The 22,121-nt window shown below is 68.9% G+C and carries 19 protein-coding genes; 5 read left to right on the plus strand and 14 right to left on the minus strand.

Annotation, left to right across the window (positions count from 1 at the left end; all coding sequences use genetic code 11):
• The first annotated feature begins 49 nt into the window (after window positions 1-49).
• Window positions 50-3,853 (plus strand): PAS domain-containing protein, encoded by a 3,804-nt coding sequence (locus Q7W82_RS13535; protein ID WP_242158870.1) that lies wholly within the window; start codon window positions 50-52, stop codon window positions 3,851-3,853.
• Between the two features lie 79 nt (window positions 3,854-3,932).
• Here the strand turns inward: Q7W82_RS13535 and Q7W82_RS13540 are convergent, their stop codons facing one another.
• The 3 genes from Q7W82_RS13540 to Q7W82_RS13550 all read right to left on the minus strand — a co-directional run bounded on the left by Q7W82_RS13540 (window position 3,933) and on the right by Q7W82_RS13550 (window position 8,320).
• On the minus strand, window positions 3,933-6,299 hold the full coding sequence (locus Q7W82_RS13540; RefSeq protein WP_242158872.1) for a Tex family protein: 2,367 nt from the start codon (window positions 6,297-6,299) through the stop codon (window positions 3,933-3,935).
• A 95-nt stretch (window positions 6,300-6,394) separates the two neighbouring features.
• The gene (locus Q7W82_RS13545) at window positions 6,395-7,960 is read right to left on the minus strand and encodes a hybrid sensor histidine kinase/response regulator (protein ID WP_242159058.1); all 1,566 of its coding nucleotides are present in this window, start codon (window positions 7,958-7,960) and stop codon (window positions 6,395-6,397) included.
• 144 nt (window positions 7,961-8,104) lie between these two features.
• On the minus strand, window positions 8,105-8,320 hold the full coding sequence (locus tag Q7W82_RS13550) for a hypothetical protein (RefSeq protein ID WP_160947268.1): 216 nt from the start codon (window positions 8,318-8,320) through the stop codon (window positions 8,105-8,107).
• A 177-nt stretch (window positions 8,321-8,497) separates the two neighbouring features.
• Between Q7W82_RS13550 and Q7W82_RS13555 the strand changes: the two genes are divergently transcribed.
• Complete coding sequence (locus Q7W82_RS13555) at window positions 8,498-9,709, plus strand: FAD-dependent oxidoreductase (protein ID WP_242158874.1); 1,212 nt, start codon at window positions 8,498-8,500, stop codon at window positions 9,707-9,709.
• 140 nt (window positions 9,710-9,849) lie between these two features.
• Here the strand turns inward: Q7W82_RS13555 and Q7W82_RS13560 are convergent, their stop codons facing one another.
• The 5 genes from Q7W82_RS13560 to Q7W82_RS13580 form a co-directional block, all read right to left on the minus strand.
• Window positions 9,850-10,305 (minus strand): hypothetical protein, encoded by a 456-nt coding sequence (locus tag Q7W82_RS13560; RefSeq protein WP_242159059.1) that lies wholly within the window; start codon window positions 10,303-10,305, stop codon window positions 9,850-9,852.
• A complete protein-coding gene (locus Q7W82_RS13565; protein WP_242158876.1) occupies window positions 10,302-10,502 on the minus strand; it encodes a PspC domain-containing protein in 201 nt (66 codons plus the stop codon). The genes Q7W82_RS13560 and Q7W82_RS13565 overlap by 4 nt, the downstream gene beginning before the upstream one ends.
• An 81-nt stretch (window positions 10,503-10,583) precedes the next feature.
• The gene (locus Q7W82_RS13570; protein WP_242158884.1) at window positions 10,584-11,660 is read right to left on the minus strand and encodes a class III poly(R)-hydroxyalkanoic acid synthase subunit PhaC; all 1,077 of its coding nucleotides are present in this window, start codon (window positions 11,658-11,660) and stop codon (window positions 10,584-10,586) included.
• Window positions 11,657-12,769 carry a class III poly(R)-hydroxyalkanoic acid synthase subunit PhaE gene (gene phaE / locus Q7W82_RS13575; protein WP_242158887.1) on the minus strand — a complete coding sequence of 371 codons (1,113 nt, stop codon included), beginning with the start codon at window positions 12,767-12,769 and terminating at the stop codon, window positions 11,657-11,659. The genes Q7W82_RS13570 and phaE overlap by 4 nt, the downstream gene beginning before the upstream one ends.
• A 45-nt stretch (window positions 12,770-12,814) precedes the next feature.
• Window positions 12,815-13,429 (minus strand): CDP-alcohol phosphatidyltransferase family protein, encoded by a 615-nt coding sequence (locus Q7W82_RS13580; RefSeq protein WP_017909499.1) that lies wholly within the window; start codon window positions 13,427-13,429, stop codon window positions 12,815-12,817.
• 144 nt (window positions 13,430-13,573) lie between these two features.
• On the opposite strand from Q7W82_RS13580, the gene Q7W82_RS13585 reads away from it, so the two are divergent.
• Window positions 13,574-14,332, plus strand: a complete 759-nt coding sequence (locus Q7W82_RS13585; RefSeq protein ID WP_242158889.1) for a 3-hydroxybutyrate dehydrogenase — start codon at window positions 13,574-13,576, stop codon at window positions 14,330-14,332.
• A 511-nt stretch (window positions 14,333-14,843) separates the two neighbouring features.
• Here Q7W82_RS13585 and Q7W82_RS13590 read toward each other — a convergent pair.
• The 3 genes from Q7W82_RS13590 to Q7W82_RS13600 form a co-directional block, all read right to left on the minus strand.
• Window positions 14,844-15,332: an 8-oxo-dGTP diphosphatase gene (locus Q7W82_RS13590; protein ID WP_242158898.1), complete on the minus strand. Its 489-nt coding sequence runs from the start codon at window positions 15,330-15,332 to the stop codon at window positions 14,844-14,846.
• Between the two features lie 69 nt (window positions 15,333-15,401).
• Window positions 15,402-15,908 carry a DUF1249 domain-containing protein gene (locus Q7W82_RS13595; protein WP_160947274.1) on the minus strand — a complete coding sequence of 169 codons (507 nt, stop codon included), beginning with the start codon at window positions 15,906-15,908 and terminating at the stop codon, window positions 15,402-15,404.
• A 136-nt stretch (window positions 15,909-16,044) separates the two neighbouring features.
• On the minus strand, window positions 16,045-16,866 hold the full coding sequence (locus tag Q7W82_RS13600; RefSeq protein ID WP_160947275.1) for a pyruvate, water dikinase regulatory protein: 822 nt from the start codon (window positions 16,864-16,866) through the stop codon (window positions 16,045-16,047).
• Window positions 16,867-17,011: 145 nt separating this feature from the next.
• Here Q7W82_RS13600 and ppsA point away from each other — a divergent pair, with 145 nt between their 5' ends.
• Window positions 17,012-19,387, plus strand: a complete 2,376-nt coding sequence (gene ppsA / locus Q7W82_RS13605) for a phosphoenolpyruvate synthase (protein WP_242158900.1) — start codon at window positions 17,012-17,014, stop codon at window positions 19,385-19,387.
• The gene (locus tag Q7W82_RS13610; RefSeq protein WP_242158901.1) at window positions 19,387-20,349 is read left to right on the plus strand and encodes a mechanosensitive ion channel family protein; all 963 of its coding nucleotides are present in this window, start codon (window positions 19,387-19,389) and stop codon (window positions 20,347-20,349) included. Before ppsA ends, Q7W82_RS13610 begins: the two co-directional genes overlap by 1 nt.
• Window positions 20,350-20,429: 80 nt before the next feature.
• Here Q7W82_RS13610 and orn read toward each other — a convergent pair whose 3' ends face one another.
• The 3 genes from orn to mntR form a co-directional block, all read right to left on the minus strand.
• Entirely contained in the window at window positions 20,430-21,002 is a 573-nt protein-coding gene (orn, locus tag Q7W82_RS13615; protein WP_043092079.1) for an oligoribonuclease, read from the minus strand.
• 100 nt (window positions 21,003-21,102) lie between these two features.
• The gene (gene tadA, locus Q7W82_RS13620; RefSeq protein ID WP_242158903.1) at window positions 21,103-21,603 is read right to left on the minus strand and encodes a tRNA adenosine(34) deaminase TadA; all 501 of its coding nucleotides are present in this window, start codon (window positions 21,601-21,603) and stop codon (window positions 21,103-21,105) included.
• On the minus strand, window positions 21,600-22,064 hold the full coding sequence (gene mntR / locus Q7W82_RS13625) for a manganese-binding transcriptional regulator MntR (RefSeq protein WP_242158913.1): 465 nt from the start codon (window positions 22,062-22,064) through the stop codon (window positions 21,600-21,602). The genes tadA and mntR overlap by 4 nt, the downstream gene beginning before the upstream one ends.
• Window positions 22,065-22,121 lie beyond the last annotated feature (57 nt).

Here is a 22,121-nt window from a genome sequence, read left to right on the forward strand (position 1 = left end):
GGGAGCCTTGCTGCGCGCCATCGATTGGCATGAGCACGAACTGGGACCGATGGAGCAGTGGCCGAAGAGCCTGCTCACCGCGCTGTCGATCTGCCTGAACTCGCGGTTCCCGATGGCGGTGCGCTGGGGCGAGCGCCAGTTCAACCTCTACAACGACGCCTACGTGCCGATCCTGGGCCTGCGCCACCCGCAGGGTTTCGCGCGGCCGATGGAAGAGGTGTGGCCGGACGTATGGCCGGAGGTGCGGACACAGGCCGACCAGGTCATGGCCAGCGGCGAATCGACCTGGAACGAACATATCCCGTTGACGATGATGCGCAACGGCTACAGCGAGCAGGTGTACTTCACCTTCTCCTACAGCCCGCTGTTCGACGACGACGGCCACATCGCCGGCGTGCTGTGCGTGTGCACCGAAGACACCGCGCGGATCACGCTGGCCCGCGAACGCGATGCCCTGCTCAAGGCGCTGGACGCGCAACGCGCGCAGATGGCCGATGCCTTCGAGCAGTCGCCGGCGGCGCTGGCGATCCTGCGCGGCCCGGACTACGTGATCGAGACCGTCAACCGGCGCTACCAGCAGTTGGTCGGACCACGCGAGGTGGTCGGTCGTCCGCTGACCGAAGCCATTCCCGAAATCCAGGAGCAGGGCATCATCGGCCTGCTCGACAACGTCCGCAGCAGCGGCCAGCCGTTCATCGACGAGTCGATGACCTTCCAGCTCTGCCGCACGACGCACGAAGCGACCTCGGAAACCACGCTGGAATGCGTGTATCAGCCGATGCACGATGCCGAGGGCAAGGTCAGTGGGATCCTGGTGCACGGCATCGACCGCACCGAGCAGGCGCGCGCGCAAGCGCACGACAGCTTCCTGCTGATGCTCGAAGACGCGCTGCAGAACCTGCACAGCGCCGAAGCGATCTGCGAGACCGGGGCCGCCATGCTCGGCCAGCACCTGGGCGCCAGCCGCTGCGCCTACGCGATCGTCGAGGCCGACGAGGATGCCTTCGACGTGCGCGCCGATTACGTCGATGGCGCCACCCACCTGACCGGGCGTTCGCGCTTCAGCGACTTCGGCAGCGACCTGCTGGACTGCATGCGCGAGAACCGGCCATGGGTGGTGCAGGACACCGAGACCCACCGGCCGCCGATGCGGACGGACGATCCCAACTACCGACGCCTGGGCATGCGCGCGGTGCTTACCGCGCCGCTGCACAAGGCCGGCCGGCTGGTTGCGGCGATCGGCGTGCACCAGACCCAGCCGCGGGTGTGGATGTCGGCGGAGATCGAGCTGGTACGGTTGGTGGCCGCACGCTGCTGGGAATCGATGGAACGCGCGGGCGCGCAACGCGAACTGGCCAGCAGTGCCGCGCGGCTGAGCGAACTGGCCGATGCGATGCCGCAGATCGTGTTCACCGCCACGCAGGACGGTCACGTCGACTACTTCAACCGCCGTTGGTACGAGTACACCGGGTTGCCGGTTGGCGAGGCTGGTTATGACAGCTGGCGCCATGTGCACACCGAGGAAGGCCTGGCACGGGTGATGGAGGTGTGGCCGGAGGCGCTGCGCAGCGGCAAGCCGTACGAGATCGAGTACCCGCTGCGCCGTCACGACGGCGAGTACCGCTGGCATCTCGGCCGTGCCCTGCCGATCCGCGACGACAGCGGCCGCATCATGCGCTGGATCGGCACCAATACCGACATCCACGACCGCCGCCTGGTCGAGCAGCGCCTGCAGGAAAGCGAGCTGCGCTTCCGCCAGCTGTGCGACAACGCCCCGGTCATGATCTGGATGTCCAATGCCGACGGCGATTGCGAGTACATCAGCCGCCAGTGGTATCTGTTCACCGGGCAGAGCGAGCAGGAAGCGCTGGGCAGCGGTTGGCAGGAACAGGTCCATGCCGACGACCTGGCGGCGGTCGGCCGCACCCTGGCGCGCGCCTGCGCCGACCGCCGCGCCTACACGCTGGAGTACCGCCTGCGCCGCCACGATGGCGAGTATCGCTGGTGCCTGGCGAGCGCCACGCCGCGCTTCAGCTCGTCCGGCCAATTCCTCGGTTTCATCGGCTCGCTGCTGGACATCGCCGAACGCAAGCGCATCGAGAATGCGACCACCGCCGAGCGCGCCGCGCTGGAGATGATCACCACCGGCAAGCCGCTCAACGCGGTGCTGGAGGCGATCGCGCGCGGCATCGAGTCGCAGAGCGATGTCGGCTTGCGCTGCACCATCATGCTGGTCGACGAGCATCGCCAGTGCCTGCTGGAAGGGGCGGCGCCCAGCATGCCGCCCGCCTTCCGCAAGGCGGTGCAACGCTTGCCGATCGGTCCCGAAACCGGTTGCTGCGGACGCGCCGCCTACCTGCGCCGGCAGGTGCTGTGCAGCGATGTGCGGGTGAATCCGCATTGGCAGGCCTACCTCGCCACCGCCCTGGAGGCGGACATCATCGCCTGCTGCTCGACGCCGATCCTGGCCAGCGACGGCGAGGTCCTGGGCGTGGTCGCGCTGTACTACCCGTTCGTGCACTACCCCAATCCGCACGAGCAGGACCTGGCGCGCTCGGCCTCGCACCTGGCCGGCATCATCATCGAGCGCCGCGGCACCGACCTGCGCCTGCAACAGTTGCTCGCCGCCGAGCAGAGCGCGCGCAGCGAGGCCGAGCGCGCCAGCCGCATGAAGGACGAATTCCTGGCCACGCTCAGCCACGAGCTGCGCACGCCGCTGAACGCGATCCTGGGCTGGTCGCGGCTGATGCAGGACGAGACGGTGCGCGAGAAGGACCTGGTCAGGGGCCTGGAAGTGATCGAACGCAGCGCCCACTCGCAGGCGCAGATCATCGACGACCTGCTGGACATGAGCGCGATCCTGTCCGGCAAGGTGCACCTGGAGCCTGACGAGCTGGACCTGCGTGCGCTGCTCGCCGAGACCATCGATGCGGCCCGTCCCGGTGCGCAGAACAAGGGCATCGACATCGTGCTGGTCGCCGACGACGCCACCGCCCTGCCCCATCTGGGCGATCCGGTGCGGCTGCAGCAGGTGCTGACCAACCTGATCGGCAATGCGATCAAGTTCACCCCCAGCGCCGGCACCGTCACGGTGACCCTGGACAGCACCAGCACCCACGTGCGCATCGCCATCGGCGATACCGGCATCGGCATCGACCCGGCGTTCCTGCCGCACGTGTTCGACCGCTTCCGCCAGGCCGATGCGAGCAGCACGCGCAGCGCCGGCGGCCTCGGCCTGGGCCTGGCGATCGCCAAGCAACTGGCCGAACTGCACCAGGGGCAGTTGTCGGTGAGCAGCGACGGCGTCGGCCTCGGCGCGACCTTCACCCTGCTGCTGCCGCGCAACGACCTGCACGGCCTGGACGCGATCCGCCGCGGCGACGACGCGGCGATGCCCGGCGGCACGCTGCGCCGCGGCGGCATCCGCCTGGACGGCGTGCGCGTGCTGGTGGTGGACGACGACATGGATTCGCGCGGCGTCACCCAGCGCTTCCTGCAGGAAGCCGGCGCCGTGGTCGAGACCGCGGTCTGCGCCGACGACGCCGAGGCGTTGCTGCGCGAACGGCCGTATGCGCTGCTGGTCAGCGACGTCGGCATGCCGCGCCGCGACGGCCATAGCCTGATCCGCAGCGTCCGTACCCGCGGCGCTGGCGCGGCCAGCCGCATCCCGGCCATCGCGCTGACTGCCTACGTGCGCAGCGAGGATCGCGCGCTGGCCCTGGAAGCCGGCTTCGATGCACATCTGGGCAAGCCGGTGGATCCGGTCAAGTTGCTTGGACTGGCCGCATCGCTGGTGGCACCGCCGCCGGCCACGCTCGCCACCGACCAGAGCTCGCGCGCCGAACCGGCCTGATCCGGCGCAGTGCACGACCGCAGCTTGCAGTCGCGACGGCAGCGACCGGCGCAGGCGCGCCGGCCTTCCTCCTGTAACCTCAGCCGCGCTTGGCGCGGGCGAACGCGTCGGCCAGCGCACTGTTCACCGGTGCCGCCGCCGTGGCCGGACGCGGCCTGGCGTTGCCGCCGCCCGGGGTGCCGCGCCCGTCGCGCTCGCGCCGCGGCGGGCCACCGGCGCCCCGCGCGCCGCTGTCGCGTTCGGCCGGACGCGCCGGTGCCGGCGTGTCGTCCAGGCGCCGGGTCAGCGCGATGCGCTTGCGCGCCACGTCGACCTCCAGCACCTTGACCTTGACGATGTCGCCGGCCTTGACCACGTCGCGCGGATCCTTGACGTAGCTGTCCGAGAGCGCGGAGATGTGCACCAGGCCGTCCTGGTGCACGCCGATGTCGACGAACGCGCCGAACGCGGCGACGTTGCTGACCACGCCCTCCAGCACCATGCCCGGCTTGAGGTCCTTGATGTCTTCCACGCCCTCGGCGAAACGCGCGGCCTTGAACTCCGGACGCGGGTCGCGGCCGGGCTTTTCCAGTTCCTTGAGGATGTCGCGCACGGTCGGCAGGCCGAACTTCTCGTCGGTGAACTGGTCCGGCTTGAGCCCGCGCAGGAAGCCGCCGTCGCCGATCAGCGCCTTGATCGGTTTACCGGTGGCGCCGACGATGCGCTCCACCACCGGATAGGCTTCCGGGTGCACCGCCGAGGCATCCAGCGGTTCCTCGCCATCGGCGATGCGCAGGAAGCCGGCGCATTGCTCGAAGGTCTTCTCGCCCAGCCGCGGCACCTTGAGCAGATCCTTGCGGCGCTTGAACGGGCCGTTGTCGTCGCGGTGGCGCACGATGTTCTCGGCCACGCTCGACGACAGCCCGGACACGCGCGACAGCAGCGCCGCCGAGGCGGTGTTGACATACACACCGACCGCGTTCACGCAGTCCTCCACGCGCGCGTCCAGCGCCCGCGCCAGACGGTACTGGTCGACGTCGTGCTGGTACTGGCCCACGCCGATGGCCTTGGGCTCGATCTTGACCAGCTCCGCCAGCGGATCCTGCAGGCGCCGCGCGATCGACACTGCACCGCGCAGCGACACGTCGAGCTGCGGGAACTCCTTGGCGGCGAATTCGGAAGCCGAATACACCGAGGCGCCGGCCTCGCTGACCACGATCTTCTCCAGCTTCAGCTGCGGGTTCTGCTTGATCAGGTCCGCGGCCAGCTTGTCGGTCTCGCGGCTGGCGGTGCCGTTGCCGATCGCGATCAGTTCCACGCCGTGCTGCGTGCACAGCTGCCGCAGCGTGTGCAGCGACTGGTCCCACTGCCGGCGCGGCTCGTGCGGGTAGATGGTGTCGGTCGCCAGCAGCTTGCCGGTGGCGTCGACCACCGCGACCTTGCAGCCGGTGCGGATGCCCGGGTCCAGGCCCAGGGTCACGCGCGGCCCGGCCGGCGCCGCCAGCATCAGGTCCTGCAGATTGTCGCCGAATACCGCGATCGCCTCGGCCTCGGCCTTTTCGCGGGCCTGGTTGAACAGGTCCAGCAGCAGGTGCATGTGCAGCTTGGCGCGCCAGGTCATGCGGCAGGCATCCAGCAGCCAGCGGTCGCCGGGGCGGCCCTGGTTGGCGATGCCGGCGCGCAGCGCGACGCGGCCCTCGGCGTACTGGTGGCCGGCCTCGGCCTCGCTGCCCGGATCCAGTTCCAGGTACACGATCTCCTCGCGGCGCGCACGGAACAGCGCCAGCAACCGGTGCGAGGGAATCTTGGCCAGCGCTTCGGCATGATCGAAGTAGTCGCGGTACTTGGCGCCTTCCTGCTCCTTGCCCTCGGCCACACGGGCGCGGATCACCCCGACCTCGCCCAGCCAACTGCGCAATTCGCCGACCAGCGCGGCGTCTTCGCCCCAGCGCTCCATCAGGATCGCGCGTGCGCCTTCCAGCGCGGCCTTGACGTCGGCCACGCCCTTTTCCGCATCGACGAAGCCGGCGGCAAAGGTTTCCGGGACCAGCGCCGGATCGGCCAGCAGGCCGTCGGCCAGTGGCTCCAGCCCCGCTTCGCGGGCGATCTGCGCACGCGTGCGGCGCTTGGGCTTGTACGGCAGATAGAGATCTTCCAGCCGCGACTTGGTGTCGGCGGCGACGATCTCCGCGCGCAGTTCGTCGCTGAGCTTGCCCTGCTCGGCGATGCTGGCCAGCACCGCGGCGCGGCGCTCTTCCAACTCACGCAGATAGGTCAGGCGCACTTCCAGGTTGCGCAACTGGGTGTCGTCCAACCCGCCGGTGACTTCCTTGCGGTAGCGCGCGATGAACGGGACGCTGGCGCCCTCGTCGAGCAGGGCGATGGCGGCGCGCGCCTGCGCCGGCTGCGCGCCGATCTCGGCGGCGATGGTGTGGGCGATCTGCTGGGCGAGCTGAGTGTCGTGCATTGCGTCCGGCCGAAGCCGCCTTGCGGAAAACCCGCATTTTCGCAGTGCGCGCGCCGCCGGGGAACCCGTTGACAGGCGCGCGCCGACCTGTCGCGTCAGGTAACCCCGGTGGGACCGTCCAGCACCATGCGCACCTTGCGGATCAGCTCCTGGCGGTTGTAGGGCTTGGCCAGCACCTCGAACTCGTTGCCGCCGGCATCGGTGCGCTCGATCGAGGATTCGGCATAGCCGGTAGTCAGCAGCACCTTGATCTTGGGCCGGCGCCGCCGCGCCTCGCGCGCCAGCATCACGCCGTTGAGGCCGCCCGGCATGATCAGATCCGAATACAGCAGGTCCACGTGCACGCCGGTATCGAGCAGTTCCAGGGCCTCGCGGGCATTGTAGACCACGTGCGTGGCATAGCCCTGGTCCTCCAGGAACAGCCGCGCCAACTCGGCAATGTCCGGCCGGTCCTCGACGATCAGGATGGTCTCGTCGCCCTGGCGGTCGAACGGACGGCGCGTGCGCGAATCGCGCGGCGCCATGTTCTCGACGTTGTCGTCGATCGGGAAGTACAGGCGCACGGTGGTGCCGTGGCCCTCTTCGGAATAGAGGCGCACCGCGCCGCCGGACTGCTTGGCGAAGCCGTACACCATCGACAGGCCCAGGCCGGTGCCCTTGCCCTCTTCCTTGGTGGTGAAGAACGGATCCAGCACCCGCGCCAGCACCTCCGGCGGCATGCCGCTGCCGTTGTCGGTGATCGACACGCACACGTAGTGACCCGGCAGCAGGTTGTCGTAGGTGGTGGGCTCGTCGGCGCGCACCGAGACGTTGCGGGTCTGGATCACCAGGCGCGGCGACGACTGGTCGGCCATGGCGTCGCGGGCGTTGATCAGGATGTTCAGCAGCGCCACTTCGGCCTGGGTCGGGTCGATCCGGCAGTTGCGCAGGTCCGGCGCCAGTTCCAGCGAGAACGCGATGCCGTCGCCCAGGGTGCGCTCGGCCACATCGCTCATGCCGGCCACCAGGGCGTTGAGGTTGAGCACCCGCCCTTCCAGCTTCTGCTTGCGCGCGAACGCCAGCAACTGCTGGGTCAGGCGCGCGGCCTGGCCCGCGGCGTCGCGCGCGCGCTCCACGCTCTTGCGCAGCAGCAGCGGGTTCAGCGGATCGCTCTCGACCGCATGCTCGATCAGTTCCAGGTACCCGGACATGACCTGCAGGAGATTGTTGAAGTCGTGCGCGATGCCGCCGGTGAGCTGGCCCAGCGCTTCCATCTTCTGCGCCTGGCGCAGTGCGTCCTCGGCGTCGCGGCGGCGGCTGACATCCAGCTGCGACCCGAAGAAATAGACCAGTTCGCCGCGATCGTCGTAGACCGGGGAGATGTACAGGGCGTTCCAGAAGCTGGAACCGTCCTTGCGGTAGTTGAGGATCTCCACCGCCACTTCGTCGTGCGAGGTGATGGCATCGCGGACGCTGCGCACCGTCTCGCGATCGGTGTCCGGCCCCTGCAGGAAGCGGCAGTTGTTGCCGATCAGCTCATCGCGGCCGTAGCCGGTCATCTCCAGGAACGCGCGGTTGACGAAGATGATCGGGTTGTCCGGCTGCCGCGGATCGGTCACGATCATCGGCATGCGCGTGGTCTGCACCGCAGCGAAGAAGATATCGCTGCGCTGGTTGGACATGTCGGTGGGGGCGTTCGGGTCGACGGTCGTCGGCGGCGCCGGGCTGTTGCTGGTTTCTGGTGCGGGCATGGTCGATGGCAGGTCGATGCGAACCGTCGCTGGCCCGCCTAGGCGGGCGGCCACACCGGGGTTCGCACGCCGGCGTCAACGCGAATAATACCTGTGCAACCGTTCCACGACGATCTCGTCCTGCAGCGATTCCAGCGCCATGATCCGCACCTGCCGGTCGCTTACCGCCAGCACGCGCTCGACATAGATCTCCGGGCCTGCCTCGGTTTCCTTCATGGACTTGCGGAAACCGTAGGGCACCACGCCCTTCTCTCCGTCCTTGCTGCCACCGATGTACAGAACGACCGACATGACGCTTCCTCTACAGGGAATTCGTGGAACTGGCGCGCACCATACACAGCGCCATGTGAGGGACTTCTGCACCGAGGTTAATCGCGGCTGTTTGCCCCAACGTGACGCCTGCGCGGCCTCACGCGGGCTTAACCGGGCCTGCGCGTAAGTCGCACATCCTTTCTGCGCCGGGGCGCCATGGACCTTAAAAGCGGCTATCCCTTCTGGTCGGTCCGCAACGGCCTGATGCAGAGTTTTCCGCAGTTGCGCGACGATGTGCGCTGCGATGTCGCCGTGGTTGGCGGCGGCATTACCGGCGCATTGATCGCCGAGGAGTTGAGCGCCCACGGGCATGCCGTCACCGTCCTGGAGCAGCGCGACATCGGCTGGGGCAGCACCGCGGCCAGCACCGCCCTGTTGCAGTACGAGATCGACACCCACCTGATCGACCTGGCCAAGCGCTATGGCGAACCCGCCGCCGCGCTGGCCTACGGCGCCTGCGCGCAGGCGCTGGAGCAACTGCGCGACCTGGTGCGGCCGCTGCGCGACGTCGACTTCTCCCGCAACGACAGCCTGTACTACGCCAGCAAGCGCCGCCACGTGCGGGTGCTGCAGGAAGAGCTGGAGGTGCGCGCGCGGCACGGCCTGAACGTGGAATGGCTGGACGCGCAGGCGCTGGACACCACCTACGGCATCCAGGCACACGGCGCGATCCTCAGCCACCAGGCGGCGCGCGTGGACCCGTACCGCCTCACTTACCGTCTGCTCGGCCGCGCCTTCCGCCGGGGCGTCGGCGTCTATGACCGCACCCGCATCGCACGGATCGTGGTCAGTGGTCGCAGCGTGACCCTGCACACCGACCAGGGCGCGCAGGTGCGCGCCGGCCACGTGGTCATGGCCGCCGGCTACGCCAACCAGCACTGGCTGGACCAGCGCGTGGCGCGCAACCGCAGCAGCTATGCCTTCGTCAGCGACCCGCTGGATCCGTCCGCGCTCGGCCCGCTGCACGACACCATGGTCTGGGAGAGTGCGCGGCCGTATCTGTACCTGCGCAGCACCGGCAACGGCCGCATCGTCGCCGGCGGCGAGGACGACAGCGTCGACGTGCCGGCGCGCCGCGATGCGCGCGTGGACAGCAAGGCGCGCACGCTCTCGCGCAAGATCGCCAAGGCGATTCCCGGGCTGAAGCTGCAGCCGACCTTCGCCTGGGCCGGCACCTTCGCCGAGACCGAGGACGGCCTGCCGTTCTTCGGCCCGCATCCGCAGCACGGCCCGCGCGTGCAGTTCGCGATGGCGTATGGCGGCAACGGCATCACCTACAGCATGATCGGTGCCGGCCTGCTGCGCGCGCAGATCGAGCGGCATGCGCACCCGCTCAAGCGCCTGTTCGGCTTCTCACGACTGGATTGACGGCAGCCGCTCGCAAGGACGTGGGTCACTCGTAGGAGCGGCCTCAGCCGCGACCAGGCATTCCCGGGAACGCCCCCGTCGCGGCTGAAGCCGCTCCTACGCGATAACGTCGTGCGGGTCGAAAGCAGCGGTGTGCACAGTCAGCCAGTGCCCGGCCACCAACCGCGACCGTGCAGCGCGTAGCGATCGGCGGCCCGCTCCAGCGGATTGCGCACGCTGACCCCGCCGCAAACCAGGTACACCGGCAGGAACAGCGGCCCGAGCAGCATGTACTGCAGCACGTGCGCACGTTCGTGGTCGCCGAGCCGCACCGCCGGATGCCGGCAGCGACCGGCGGCGTGCTCGTAGGTGGCGCAGGCCACGTCCAGATCGTCGGCGCTGAGCAGGATCACGTTGCCCAGCGTCATCGCCCCGCGCGGCCGCAACGGCACGCGTTCGAACACCAGCGCCAGTTCGCGGCGGCTGAAGCGCAGGCGCGCGCCGAAGGCCAGCGCGAGGGTGCCGACGAGCACCCCCAGCGCAGTGTTGGGCGAGGTCCACAGGACGCCGGCGGCGATGCCGGCACGGCGCCAGGCCAGCGGCAGTGGTCGCTTCAGTCGGCTTCGTTTGGAATCAGCAGCCACAGGATCAGGTAGACCAGGATGCCGGGGAACGCGGCCGAGACGATCGACCCGACCACGTACAGCACCCGCAGCAGGGTCGCATTCCAGCCGAAGCGGTGGGCGATGCCGCCCATCACGCCCGCGATCATGCGGTCGTTCAACGAGCGCGACAGCGAACGGGGGTGCGACATGGCAGCGGCTCCAGCGACGGCGGCGCCCCACTCTACCCGCGCCGCCGCGGGTACCGCGTGACGGCGCGATGCGGTCAGCGCTCAGTGCCCGCCATCGCGCTCGGCCAGCCAGCGGTGCAGCGCCGCCGGCACTTCGCGCTGGGCGCGGCCGGAGACATAGATGCCGATGTGGCCGCCGCGGAAACTCAGCTCGGCGTAGTCGCGGCTGCCGACCACACCGCGCAGCGCCCGCGACGCGTCCGGCGGCACCAGGTGATCCTGCTCGGCATAGACATTGAGCACCGGCATGGTGACCCGGCCCAGGTCCACGGTGTGGGGGCCGATGCGCGCGCGCCCGTGCATCAGCGCGTTGTCCTGGTAGAACTGCTTGACGAACTCGCGGAAGGTCTCGCCCGCCAGGTCCGGCGAATCGAAGATCCATTTCTCCATGCGCAGGAAATCCTCCAGCGCCCGCGGATCGTCGAGGATGTCGAGCAGGCCCACGTATTTCTGCAGGTTCAGCCGAAACGGCTTGAGCATCAGGTAACTGACGTTCATCAGGTCCGCCGGCACGTTGCCCAGCGTGTCCACGAACAGGTCGACGTCGACCTGGCGCGCCCAGTTGGACAGCATGTTGTCCGGGGTGTGGAAATCCACCGGCGTGACCATGGTGACCAGGTTGCGCACCTTCTCCGGCTGCAGCGCGGAGTAACACAGCGAGAACGTGCCGCCCTGGCAGATGCCGAGCATGTTGACCGGCGCACCACCGTCGGCGGCGCGCAGGTGGTCCACCGCGCCATCGATGTAGCGCAGCAGGTAGTCCTCCAGCGTCAGGTAACGCTCGGAGCGGTCCGGGTAGCCCCAGTCCAGCACATAGACGTCCTCGCCCAGCGCCAGCAGGCCCTGCACCAGCGAGCGGTCCGCCTGCAGGTCGACCATGTACGGGCGATTGACTAGGGCATAGACGATCAGCAGCGGCACCTTGGCGGTGGGCGGGCGGCCGCCGACGAAGCGATACAGCACCACCTTGCCGTCGCGCCACACTTCCTGGCGCGCGGTGGCGCCGTAGTCCACCGCGTCCAGGCCCGGCAGCACGCGCAGGCCTTCCAACAGCTTGCGCTGCAGCTCCAGGGTTTCCTGGACCAGGTCGTCGCTGCTGAAACTCAACGGCCCTTTCATGAACGACTCCGACGCGCGGCAGGCGCGGCCCCGGCGCGGCGCGGCGTGACAGCCGGCGCAGCCTTGGCTTTGGATCTGGCGGTGGATGCGGTCGCCGCGGTCTTGGCAGCGGGCACGCCGGCGGCCGTGTTCCTGGTCTTCTTCCTTGGCGAGGTCGGCGTGGCCGCGGCCGCTGCGGGCGTCACCGCCGGACCGGCGGTAGCGCCCTGCCCGTCGCCACGTTCCAAGCGCCGCAGCCGCCGCTCCAGCTCGGCGATGCGCCGATGCGCGGCATCCAGTTCCGTGCGCGTCGGCAGGCCCACCTGCTCGCAGACCTGCTCGGTCTCGCGCTGCAGCAAGGCGCGCAGGCGCATCTGCGCATTGGCGACGTCGGCGTAGACCTGGCGGAACTCCGGCGACAGCGCGGCCGCCGCATAGGCCTCCTCGGCCGCATCGATCCACAGATCGAACATCGCCCGCGCGTTGGTCAGTTGCCGACCCGGGTCCTCATGTTCGCGCAGCTTTTCCTCGAACAGGCCGAAGGCGCGGTCGATGGCGCCCTGCAGCAGCCCCAGGTAGGCCTGCAACTGCGCCTGGTAGTCCTGCTGCGCCTTGGCCAGTGCGCGCCAGCGCGCCTGGTGGTTGCGCGCCGGGCCGAACCCGGGCATCTGCAGCCACGGCCCGCTGTCGCGCTGCAGGCCCTGCAGCCACTGCGCCGCCTGCTGCAACCACGGGTCGATCCCGGCCTGGCCGGTGCCGCGCACCGCGCCCAGCAGCCACTGCAGCAACTGCTCGCGCTGGCCCTGCACCTGGCGTTTCCAGGCCTCGGCGACGTCGGCGCTGCTGGCGTCGCGGCCGGCGAACTGCGCGGCCACCTGTTGCATCGCGCCGAGCCAGTCGCCGGCATGCTGCTGGAACTGCGCCACCGCGTCCTCGGCCTGCGGCGCGCTGCCGCGCGGCAGCCACTGGCTCCAGGCCGCGACCGCCTCGCGCCAGGAGCCGGCACCGTCGCCAGCCGCGGCGGACGCGGAGGCCGGGGCGCCCTGGCGCAACGCGGCGCTCCAGGCCTCCCAGTACTGCCGCGTCATCGCCTCGAAATCGCCGGCGCCACCGCCGCCGCTAGCCTTCATCGCCACTCTCCCGAACTGGCCCGCGATGATAGCAACCCGCTGCGATCAGGGCTTGGGAATGCGCAGCGTCTTGCTGATCATCAGCGAGCCGGACAGCGCGAACAGCAGCGCCAGCGGATGCAACAGCCACGGTCCCAGCCGCCATTCGCCCCACCACAAGGCGTCGCCGATGTGGCCCAGGTGCGCGGCGATCGCCAGCACGATGACCAGCCCCAGGCTGCTCGGGATCGGCGTGCCCTCGAAGTACGGCACCTTGTCGCCGTCGCCAGCGATCTGCTCGGCGGTGACGTTGTAGCGGGCCAGGCGGCTGACCCCGCAGCAGACGAAGAAACTCAGCACCAGCCAGTCCCAGCCACCCTGCATGCCGCAGGCGTAGGCCAGCGCGGCCGGGGCCACGCCGAAGGAGATCACGTCGGCCAGCGAATCCAGCTCGCGGCCCAGCGTCGAGGACGACTTGCGCCAGCGCGCCACCCGGCCGTCCAGCGCGTCGAACACGAACGCCAGCGGGATCAACGCCATGCCGAACAGCAGGTCGCTGCGGCGGCCGTCCTGCAGGAAGCGCATCGCCGCGAACACCGCTCCGGTGCCGCAGAAGGCATTGGCCAGGGTGAACCAGTCGGCCAGCTGGAATTCGCGCAGCATGGAGAAGTGGCGTTTCATCGGCATAACGTGGCGGATCCGGCGTGAGCGGCGAGCGACGGCACAGGGTAGCGTGGCGCCGCCGCACTGGCGAGCGGCCGCTGCCCGGCGTCGCGGCGCGCTGCTACGCTGGTCGCTCCCCTACTTCCGCGCAGGTATTGCCCCATGCAGACCGTCCTGATCACCGGCGCCGCCAGCGGCATCGGCGCCGGCATCGCCCACGAGTTGGCGGCCGGCGGCCGCCACATCGTCGTCAGCGACCTCGACCTGGCTGCCGCCGAGGCGGTCGCCGCGCAGCTGCGCCAAGCGGGCGGCTCGGCCGAGGCGGTGGCGCTGGACGTGGCCAGCGCCGACAGCATCCAGGCCGCACTGGCCGCGCTGAGCCGGCCGGTGGACGTGCTGGTCAACAACGCCGGGCTGCAACACGTGGCGCCGCTGCAGGAGTTCCCGATGGAGAAGTGGGGGTTGCTGGTGGAGGTGATGCTGACCGGCGTGGCGCGGCTGACCCAGGCGGTGCTGCCGGGCATGCGCGAACGCGGCTTCGGCCGCATCGTCAATATCGGCAGCATCCATTCGCTGGTTGCCAGCCCGTACAAGAGTGCCTATGTCGCTGCCAAGCACGGCCTGGTCGGCTTCTCCAAGGTCATTGCGCTGGAGACCGCCGACACCGACATCACCGTCAACACGCTCTGCCCCAGCTACGTGAAGACGCCGCTGGTGGACAAGCAGATCGCCGACCAGGCCCGCACCCGCGGCATCTCCGAAGCCGACGTCATCGCCCAGGTGATGCTCAAGCCGATGCCGAAGGGCGTGTTCATCGCCTACGACGAACTGGCCGGCTGCGTGGCGTTCCTGGCCTCGCCGGCGGCGCGCAACATCACCGCGCAGACCATCGCCATCGACGGCGGCTGGACCGCGCAGTAGCGCTGCGACGCGCACGCACGGGCGGCGATGGGGGCGCGCGATCGACGCTGGCGAAATTTTCGCCAGCGCGGCGGCCGTTGCGGCACAACGCCACCCGCCCCTTATCCACAGCGTTCGTGCGATTTCATCCACACCGGCTGTGGAGAAGTGCGCACCGGACTGCTGAAATTTTCACCACCCGGCAAGATCGGGCAGGCATTTCAGCGACTTGCCACGCTTGCCCACAGGCTTGTGCAGGAACGATCCACAGCCGTTGTGGACAAGCCGGACGGCGCCGGGCGGGCGTTCGACGGAGCGGCGCGCCCGCCCTCGCCCATCTCCGGCGTTCCTTCTCCCGTCGGGAGAAGGTGGCCCGAAGGGCCGGATGAGGGGGCGGGCGGAGCCTGACGCAACCGAACTCCGAGAGTCGCTTTCGCGCCGCACTCTTGTCCTACCCACCCAAACTTCGCGGGTCGCTTCGCGCCGTACTCTCACCCCAACCCCTCTCCCGGCGGGAGAGGGGCTTTACGTGTCAGACCCGCGAATAGCGCCAGGACTGCATGCGTCCGTCGCGGTACGGCATGACCCCGTGGAACGGGCGCGGGTCGCCATCGAACACAAGCGGCAGGAAGTGGCGGTCGCCCTCCCACATCGGCAGCGTGTCCATCTGCGCGATCGGCACCCAGGCCAGCGCGCCCTCGGCGTTCTCGGCGAACGGCTCGCCGCTGTAGGCCTCGATCAGGAACACGAAGCCCAGCCAGTCCTCGCCGTGCTTGCCGAACCCCGGCCAACTGATGGTGCCGCGCAACTGCAGCGCCTCGCAGGTGATGCCGGCTTCCTCCAGGATCTCGCGGCGCATGCCGGCCAGCACGTCCTCGTCCGCCTCCACCTTGCCGCCCAAGCCGTTGTACTTGCCCAGGTGATGGTCGCCGGGCCGGGCGTTGCGGTGGACCAGCAGGACCTGGCTGCGGTCGGGCGAGAGCACGTAGCCCAAGGTGGCGACGATGGGGGTGTAAGGCATGCGGCGACGGCAGGTGGCAATGGGCGCGCAGTATGCCGTATCCGCGCAGCCGCCTGGTCTGGGCGGAGGCTAGACGGCGGGCGTCGCCGCGTCCTGCGAGGCGCGCGGCAGCGGCGGCGCCGGCCGCAGCGTGGCCACGCCATGGCCGCGCTCGGCCAGGTATTCCAGCCATTTGCCGAGGAAGGTGTTCATGCGCATGCGGTGGCTGATCAGTTCCGCCGGCGGCGGGTACAGCCCCATCACGTCCTGCCAGCGGCGGCCGACATAGCAGTGGGTGGTCTCGGCCTGGCGCGCGTCCAGGTACAGGCGCACATAGGCCGAGGGGTCCGGCTCGCCGGTCAGCGGATCGCACAGGTCGTAGGTCAGGCGCAGTTCGACGGTGTAGCGATGGCGCTCGATCACGTCCAGGCGCAGGTCCAGGCCATCGCCGATGCTGGAGACGTAGCTGCCGGCGGCCAGATCGGCCGGCACGAACAGGCGGTTCAGGTGCAGGTAGTTCTCGGCGTACAGCCCCATCAGCCAGCCGAAACGGCTGAGCCGGGGGATGCGTTCGCTGCGGGTCAGGGCGTGCTGCATGGACCGATCCTACACGCTGGATCGCGCCGGCGGCAGCATTGACGGATCGGTGCCGGCGGCCTACCGTGGAGATCCATGCGGCGACGTGCGGAAATGCCATTGCCGCCAGGAACGGTCCGGCCCGTCGCCTGCCCGCTCAGAACATCTCGCGCTGCAGTCCCAGCGTCGCCAGCACCTTGCTGGAAATCTCCTCGATCGAGGTATGCGTGGTGCTCAGCGTCGGAATCCGTTCCATGCGGAACATGGTTTCGGCCGCCGCCACTTCGCGCCGACAGGTCTCCGCATTGGAGTAACGCGAATTCGGCCGCCGCTCCTGGCGGATCTGCTGCAGCCGTTCCGGATCGATGGTCAGCCCGAACAGCTTGTTGCGGTAGGGCCGCAGCCGCGGCGGCAGCCGATCGCTCTCCAGGTCCTCGTCGGTCAACGGATAGTTGGCCGCACGCACGCCGTAGTGCAGCGCCAGATAGATGCAGGTCGGCGTCTTGCCCGCGCGCGAGACCGCCACCAGGATCACGTCGGCCTCGTCGTAGGTGAGCGCGATGCCGTCGTCGTGCGCCAGCGCGAAGTTCATCGCGTTGATGCGGCGGTGGTAGGTCTCGAAATCGACCAGGCCGTGCGCCTGCCCCACCCGCGAGTGCCGCGGCGCGTTCAATTCGCGCTCCAGCGGCTCGATGAAGGGCGCGAACACGTCGAGCATCAGCGCCCCGCTTTCGGCCAGCAGCATGCTCAGCTGCGGATCGACGCAGGAGTTGACCACGATCGGCCGGACCTGGTAGCGCTCGCCCGCGGCATGGATGCGCTGCGCGGCATCGCGGGCTTTTTCCGGATCGTCTACGAACGACATGCGGTCGGTGACGAAGCTGAAACCGCTGAACTGGGTGAGCAGGCTATGCCCAATGGTTTCAGCGGTGATACCGGTTCCATCGGACACGTAGAACACCGGTCTGATCGTCGACATTGCCTGCATTCTCCTGGATGAAACCCAACGGATGCGCCCGCTTCGCTTGTGCCGGCTCGGGTGCGCACTGCATCATATCGGCTTCTTCCCTCACGGACGCGGCCATTCAGCCCGCCTCGGGCGATGGCCTAACGGAGCATCGCGCTTGAACGAGAACATCCTGTGGTTGCATGAGCTGCGCCTGGCCGACCTGGCCCGCGTCGGTGGCAAGAATTCCTCCCTCGGCGAAATGATCGGCAACCTGGCGGGCCTCGGCGTCTCGGTGCCGGGGGGCTTCGCCACCACCGCCGAAGCGTTCAAGGCCTTCGTCGCCCACAACGATCTCTACCAGCGCATCTTCGACAAGCTGGCCACGCTGGACGTGGAAGACGTGGGCGCGCTCACTGCAGCCGGCAAGGAAATCCGCGGCTGGGTGATCGACGCGCCGCTGCAGCCGGAACTGGACCAGGCGATCCGCGACGCCTACGCGCAGCTGTGCAACGAGAACGGCGGCGGTGACATCGCCGTGGCGGTGCGCTCCTCGGCCACCGCCGAAGACCTGCCCGACGCCAGCTTCGCCGGCCAGCAGGAGACCTTCCTCAACGTGACCGGCGCCGACGACGTGGTGCACAAGGTCAAGGAAGTCTTCGCCAGCCTCTACAACGATCGCGCCATCGCCTATCGCGTGCACCACGGCTTCAAGCACGAGGACGTGTTCCTGTCGGCCGGCGTGCAGTTGATGGTGCGCTCGGGCGTCGGCGCCTCCGGCGTGCTGTTCACCCTGGACACCGAGTCCGGTTTCCGCGACGTGGTGTTCGTTACCTCCAGCTTCGGCCTCGGCGAAATGGTCGTGCAGGGCGCGGTCAATCCCGACGAGTTCTACGTCTACAAGCCCACCCTCAAGGCCGGCAAGCCGGCGATCCTGCGCCGCTCGCTGGGCAGCAAGCTGATCCGCATGGTGTATTCGGACGTGCCCGGCGAGCGCGTACGCATCGAGGACACCCCGGCGCAGCTGCGCAACACCTTCTCGATCAGCGACGAGGACGTGCAGGAACTGGCCAAGCAGGCACTGGTGATCGAGCAGCACTACCAGCGGCCGATGGACATCGAGTGGGCGAAGGACGGCGTCAGCGGCAAGCTGTTCATCGTGCAGGCGCGCCCGGAGACGGTGAAGTCGCGCGGCCACGCCACCCAGATCGAACGCTTCGCGCTGCAGCAGCGCGGCGAGGTGATCGCCGAAGGCCGTGCCATCGGCCAGAAGATCGGCGCCGGCGTCGCCCGCGTGGTGCGCAGCCTGGAGGACATGAACCGGGTGCAGCCCGGCGACGTGCTGGTCGCCGACATGACCGATCCCGACTGGGAGCCGGTGATGAAGCGCGCCTCGGCGATCGTCACCAACCGCGGCGGCCGTACCTGCCATGCGGCGATCATCGCCCGCGAACTGGGCGTGCCGGCAGTGGTCGGCACCGGCAACGCGATGGAACTGGTCGAGGACGGCAAGGAAGTCACCGTCAGTTGCGCCGAGGGCGATACCGGCTACATCTACGGCGGGCGCCTGCCGTTCGAGCGCACCACCACCGATCTCGGCAACATGCCGCCGGCGCCGCTGAAGATCATGATGAACGTGGCCAACCCGGAGCGCGCGTTCGACTTCGGCCAGCTGCCCAACGCCGGCATCGGCCTGGCGCGCCTGGAGATGATCATCGCCGCGCACATCGGCATCCATCCCAATGCGCTGCTGGAATATGCCAAGCAGGACGCGGCGACCAAGAAGAAGATCGACGAGAAGATCGCCGGCTACGCCGATCCGGTGAGCTTCTACGTCAACCGCCTGGCCGAAGGCATCGCCACGCTGACCGCGTCGGTGGCGCCGCACCCGGTGATCGTGCGCCTGTCGGACTTCAAGTCCAACGAGTACGCCAACCTGATCGGCGGCAGCAACTACGAGCCGCACGAAGAGAACCCGATGATCGGCTTCCGCGGCGCCAGCCGCTACGTCGATCCGAGCTTCGCCGCCGCGTTCGCGCTGGAATGCAAGGCCGTGCTCAAGGTCCGCAACGAGATGGGCCTGGAGAACATGTGGGTCATGATTCCGTTCGTGCGCACCCTCGAGGAAGGCCGCAAGGTCGTCGAGGTGCTGGCCAGCAACGGCCTGCGCCAGGGCGAGAACGGGCTGAAGATCATCATGATGTGCGAGGTGCCGTCGAACGCGCTGCTGGCCGAGGAATTCCTTGAGATCTTCGACGGTTTCTCGATCGGCTCCAACGACCTGACCCAGCTGACGCTCGGCCTGGACCGCGATTCCTCGATCGTGGCGCACCTGTTCGACGAGCGCAATCCGGCGGTCAAGAAGATGCTGTCGATGGCGATCAAGGCCGCGCGCGCCAAGGGCAAGTACGTGGGCATCTGCGGCCAGGGTCCCTCGGATCACCCGGACCTGGCCGAGTGGCTGATGCAGGAAGGCATCGAGTCGGTCTCGCTGAACCCCGACACCGTGGTCGACACCTGGCTGCGCCTGGCCAAGCTGAAGAGCAAGGGATGATGGCGATGGCGCAGTCGTGGCTGACGGCACTGACCGCGGCCACCACGGTCGCCGCTCCGGCGGCGTCGGCTACGCGCCCGTTCGACTGGCGCACGCTGGACTGGGCGCAGTACGCGCTCAACTGGGGCGTGGCGATCCTGATCATCGTGGTCGGGATGTGGATCGCCAAGCGCCTGAGCCTGTGGCTGCAGCGCGCCCTGCTGCGCGCGCGGGTGGAGACCACGCTCAGCAACTTCCTGCGCAACGTCGCCTATGCGCTGATGCTGGTGCTGGTGCTGGTCACCGCGCTGCAGAAGATCGGCGTGCCGCCGACCTCGCTGTTCGCCGTGCTCGGCGCCGCCGGCCTGGCCGTGGGCCTGGCGCTGAAGGACTCGCTGTCCAACATCGCCTCCGGGGTGATGCTGATCGTGCTGCGGCCGATGCGCGATGGCGACCATGTGGTGGTGGCCGGCCAGGAAGGCGTGGTCGACGAGATCCGCATCTTCCAGACCCGCATCCGCACCTTCGACGAGCGCATGGTGACCCTGCCCAACAGCACCATCACCACCGCGCCGATCGTCAACTACAGCACCCTGCCCAACCGACGCCTGGAGATCACCGTCGGCGTCGGCTACGGCGACGACCTGAAGAAGGCGCAGGAACTGTTGCTGAAGATCGCCCAGGACAATCCGAACATCCTGAAGACCCCCGCTCCGTTCGTGCAGGTCACCAACCTGGGCGAAAGCACGGTGGACCTGATGCTGTTCGGCTACGCCAAGAATGGCGATTTCGGCGCGGCCAAGAGCACCACGCTGGAACAGATCCGCAACGAGTTGCTGGAGAACGGGCTCAGCATTCCGTATCCGCAGCGCGACCTGCACGTGTACCACCACGATGCCGACGGCCGCCCGATCGCGGAACTGTTGACCAAGGGCGTCACCGACGACGGCGAGACCAAGCCGGGACCGCCGCTGGCGCGCTGAGCGGCGGCGTCACCCTTTCCGTATTCGCTCCTCCGCCCGACACGCATCGGGCGACGTGTCGCAGGCGGCCGGAGGGCGGATCAGCCCTCGCCCTGCCCGCCCAGCCTGCCCATGAACGGACGGTAGTAGCGCAGTTCGTCGATGGAGTCGTGCACGTCGCTGAGCGCGGTATGCGAGGAGGTCTTGGTCAGTCCGGCCGACACCGTCGGCGCCCAGCGCCGCGCCAGTTCCTTCAGCGTCGACACGTCCAGGTTGCGGTAGTGGAAGAAACGCTCCAGCCGCGGCATCTGCCGGTGCAGGAAACGCCGGTCCTGGCAGATCGAGTTGCCGCACATCGGCGAGGTGCCGGGCTTGCACCACTGGGTCAGGAACGCCATGGTCTCGGCCTCGGCCTGGGCCAGCGTGACCCGGCTGTCGAGCACGCGCTGCCACAGGCCGGAGTGGCGGTGCTGGTTGCGGTTCCACTCGTCCATCGCCTCCAGCGTCTGCAGCGGATGGGCAATGGCGAACTCCGGTCCTTCGGCCAGCACGTTGAGTTGGGCGTCGGTCACCACCGTGGCGATTTCGATGATCGAATCGCGATCGGTATCCAAGCCGGTCATTTCCAGATCGATCCAGATCAGCCGATCGTTCGCCACGTGCGCTTGCGCCATATCACCGTCCTGTCGTTCGCGGCGGCGATGCCGGCGCGGGAGTGTCGTATCAAGCGTCAATGATACCGCGCGGGCTGCGCGACCGGCAGGGGCGTGGCGCTCACGCGCCGAGTGGCGGCTTGCCGCGCTTGGCGCGGAAGTAGTTGGTCAGTCGCGTGCTGGCTGCCGTCGCCAGCACCCCGCTGCGGACCTGCACGCGATGGTTGTGCCGCGGATCGCCGAGCAGGTCGAACACGCTGCCGCAGGCGCCGGTCTTGGGGTCGGTGGCGGCATAGATCAGTTCCGCCACCCGCGCGTGCACCACCGCCATCGCGCACATCGCGCACGGCTCCAGGGTCACGTACAGGCGGCTGCCGACCAGGCGATGGTTGCCGAGCCGGCGGCCGGCCTGGCGCAGCGCGACGATCTCGGCATGCGCGCTGGGGTCGTGCTCGGCGATGTTGAGGTTCCAGCCCTCGCCCAACACCGTGTCGTCGGCCGAGACCAGCACTGCGCCGACCGGGATCTCGTCGAAGTCGCGCTCGGCGCGTTCGGCCAGGGCCAGCGCGTGGCGCATCCAGTGCTCGTCGCGCGCCCGTTGCGCGTCGTCGCCGACGCTCATCGCGACGCGCTGTGCTTGCGCACGAACTCGGCGAACACCGCCAGCGTCGCTTCGCTGACGTGGTGCTCGATGCCCTCGGCATCGCGGCGCGCGGTGTCGGGGTCGATCCCCAGGGCCAGCAGGAACTGCTCCACGGTCTGGTGGCGCTGCCGGCTGGCCGCGGCCAGCGCCTCGCCCTCGGAGGTCAGGAACACGCCACGATACGGACGCTGCACCACCCAGCCGCCCTTGACCAGGCGCTTGAGCATCTTGGCCACGGTCGGCTGGGCCACGCCCAGGCGCGCGGCGATATCCACCTGCCGCGCTTCGCCGCCGTCGGCGAGCAGGTCGGAAATCAACTCCACGTAGTCCTCGATCAGCTCCAGGCGGTGCGCTTCACGCACCTGGCGGAAGCTTTCGACCTGCACTTCGGCGTCGAGCAGCACCGCCGTCGGCGCCATCGACTTCCCGCTTTTCTGCATTGCAACGCCCTTGTCCGGTGCCGGCGCCCGCCGGCCACCTGCCTATTCTGGCCGAAA

The organism is Xanthomonas indica (assembly GCF_040529045.1).
In the GTDB taxonomy this organism is placed as follows: Bacteria; Pseudomonadota; Gammaproteobacteria; order Xanthomonadales; family Xanthomonadaceae; genus Xanthomonas_A; species Xanthomonas_A indica.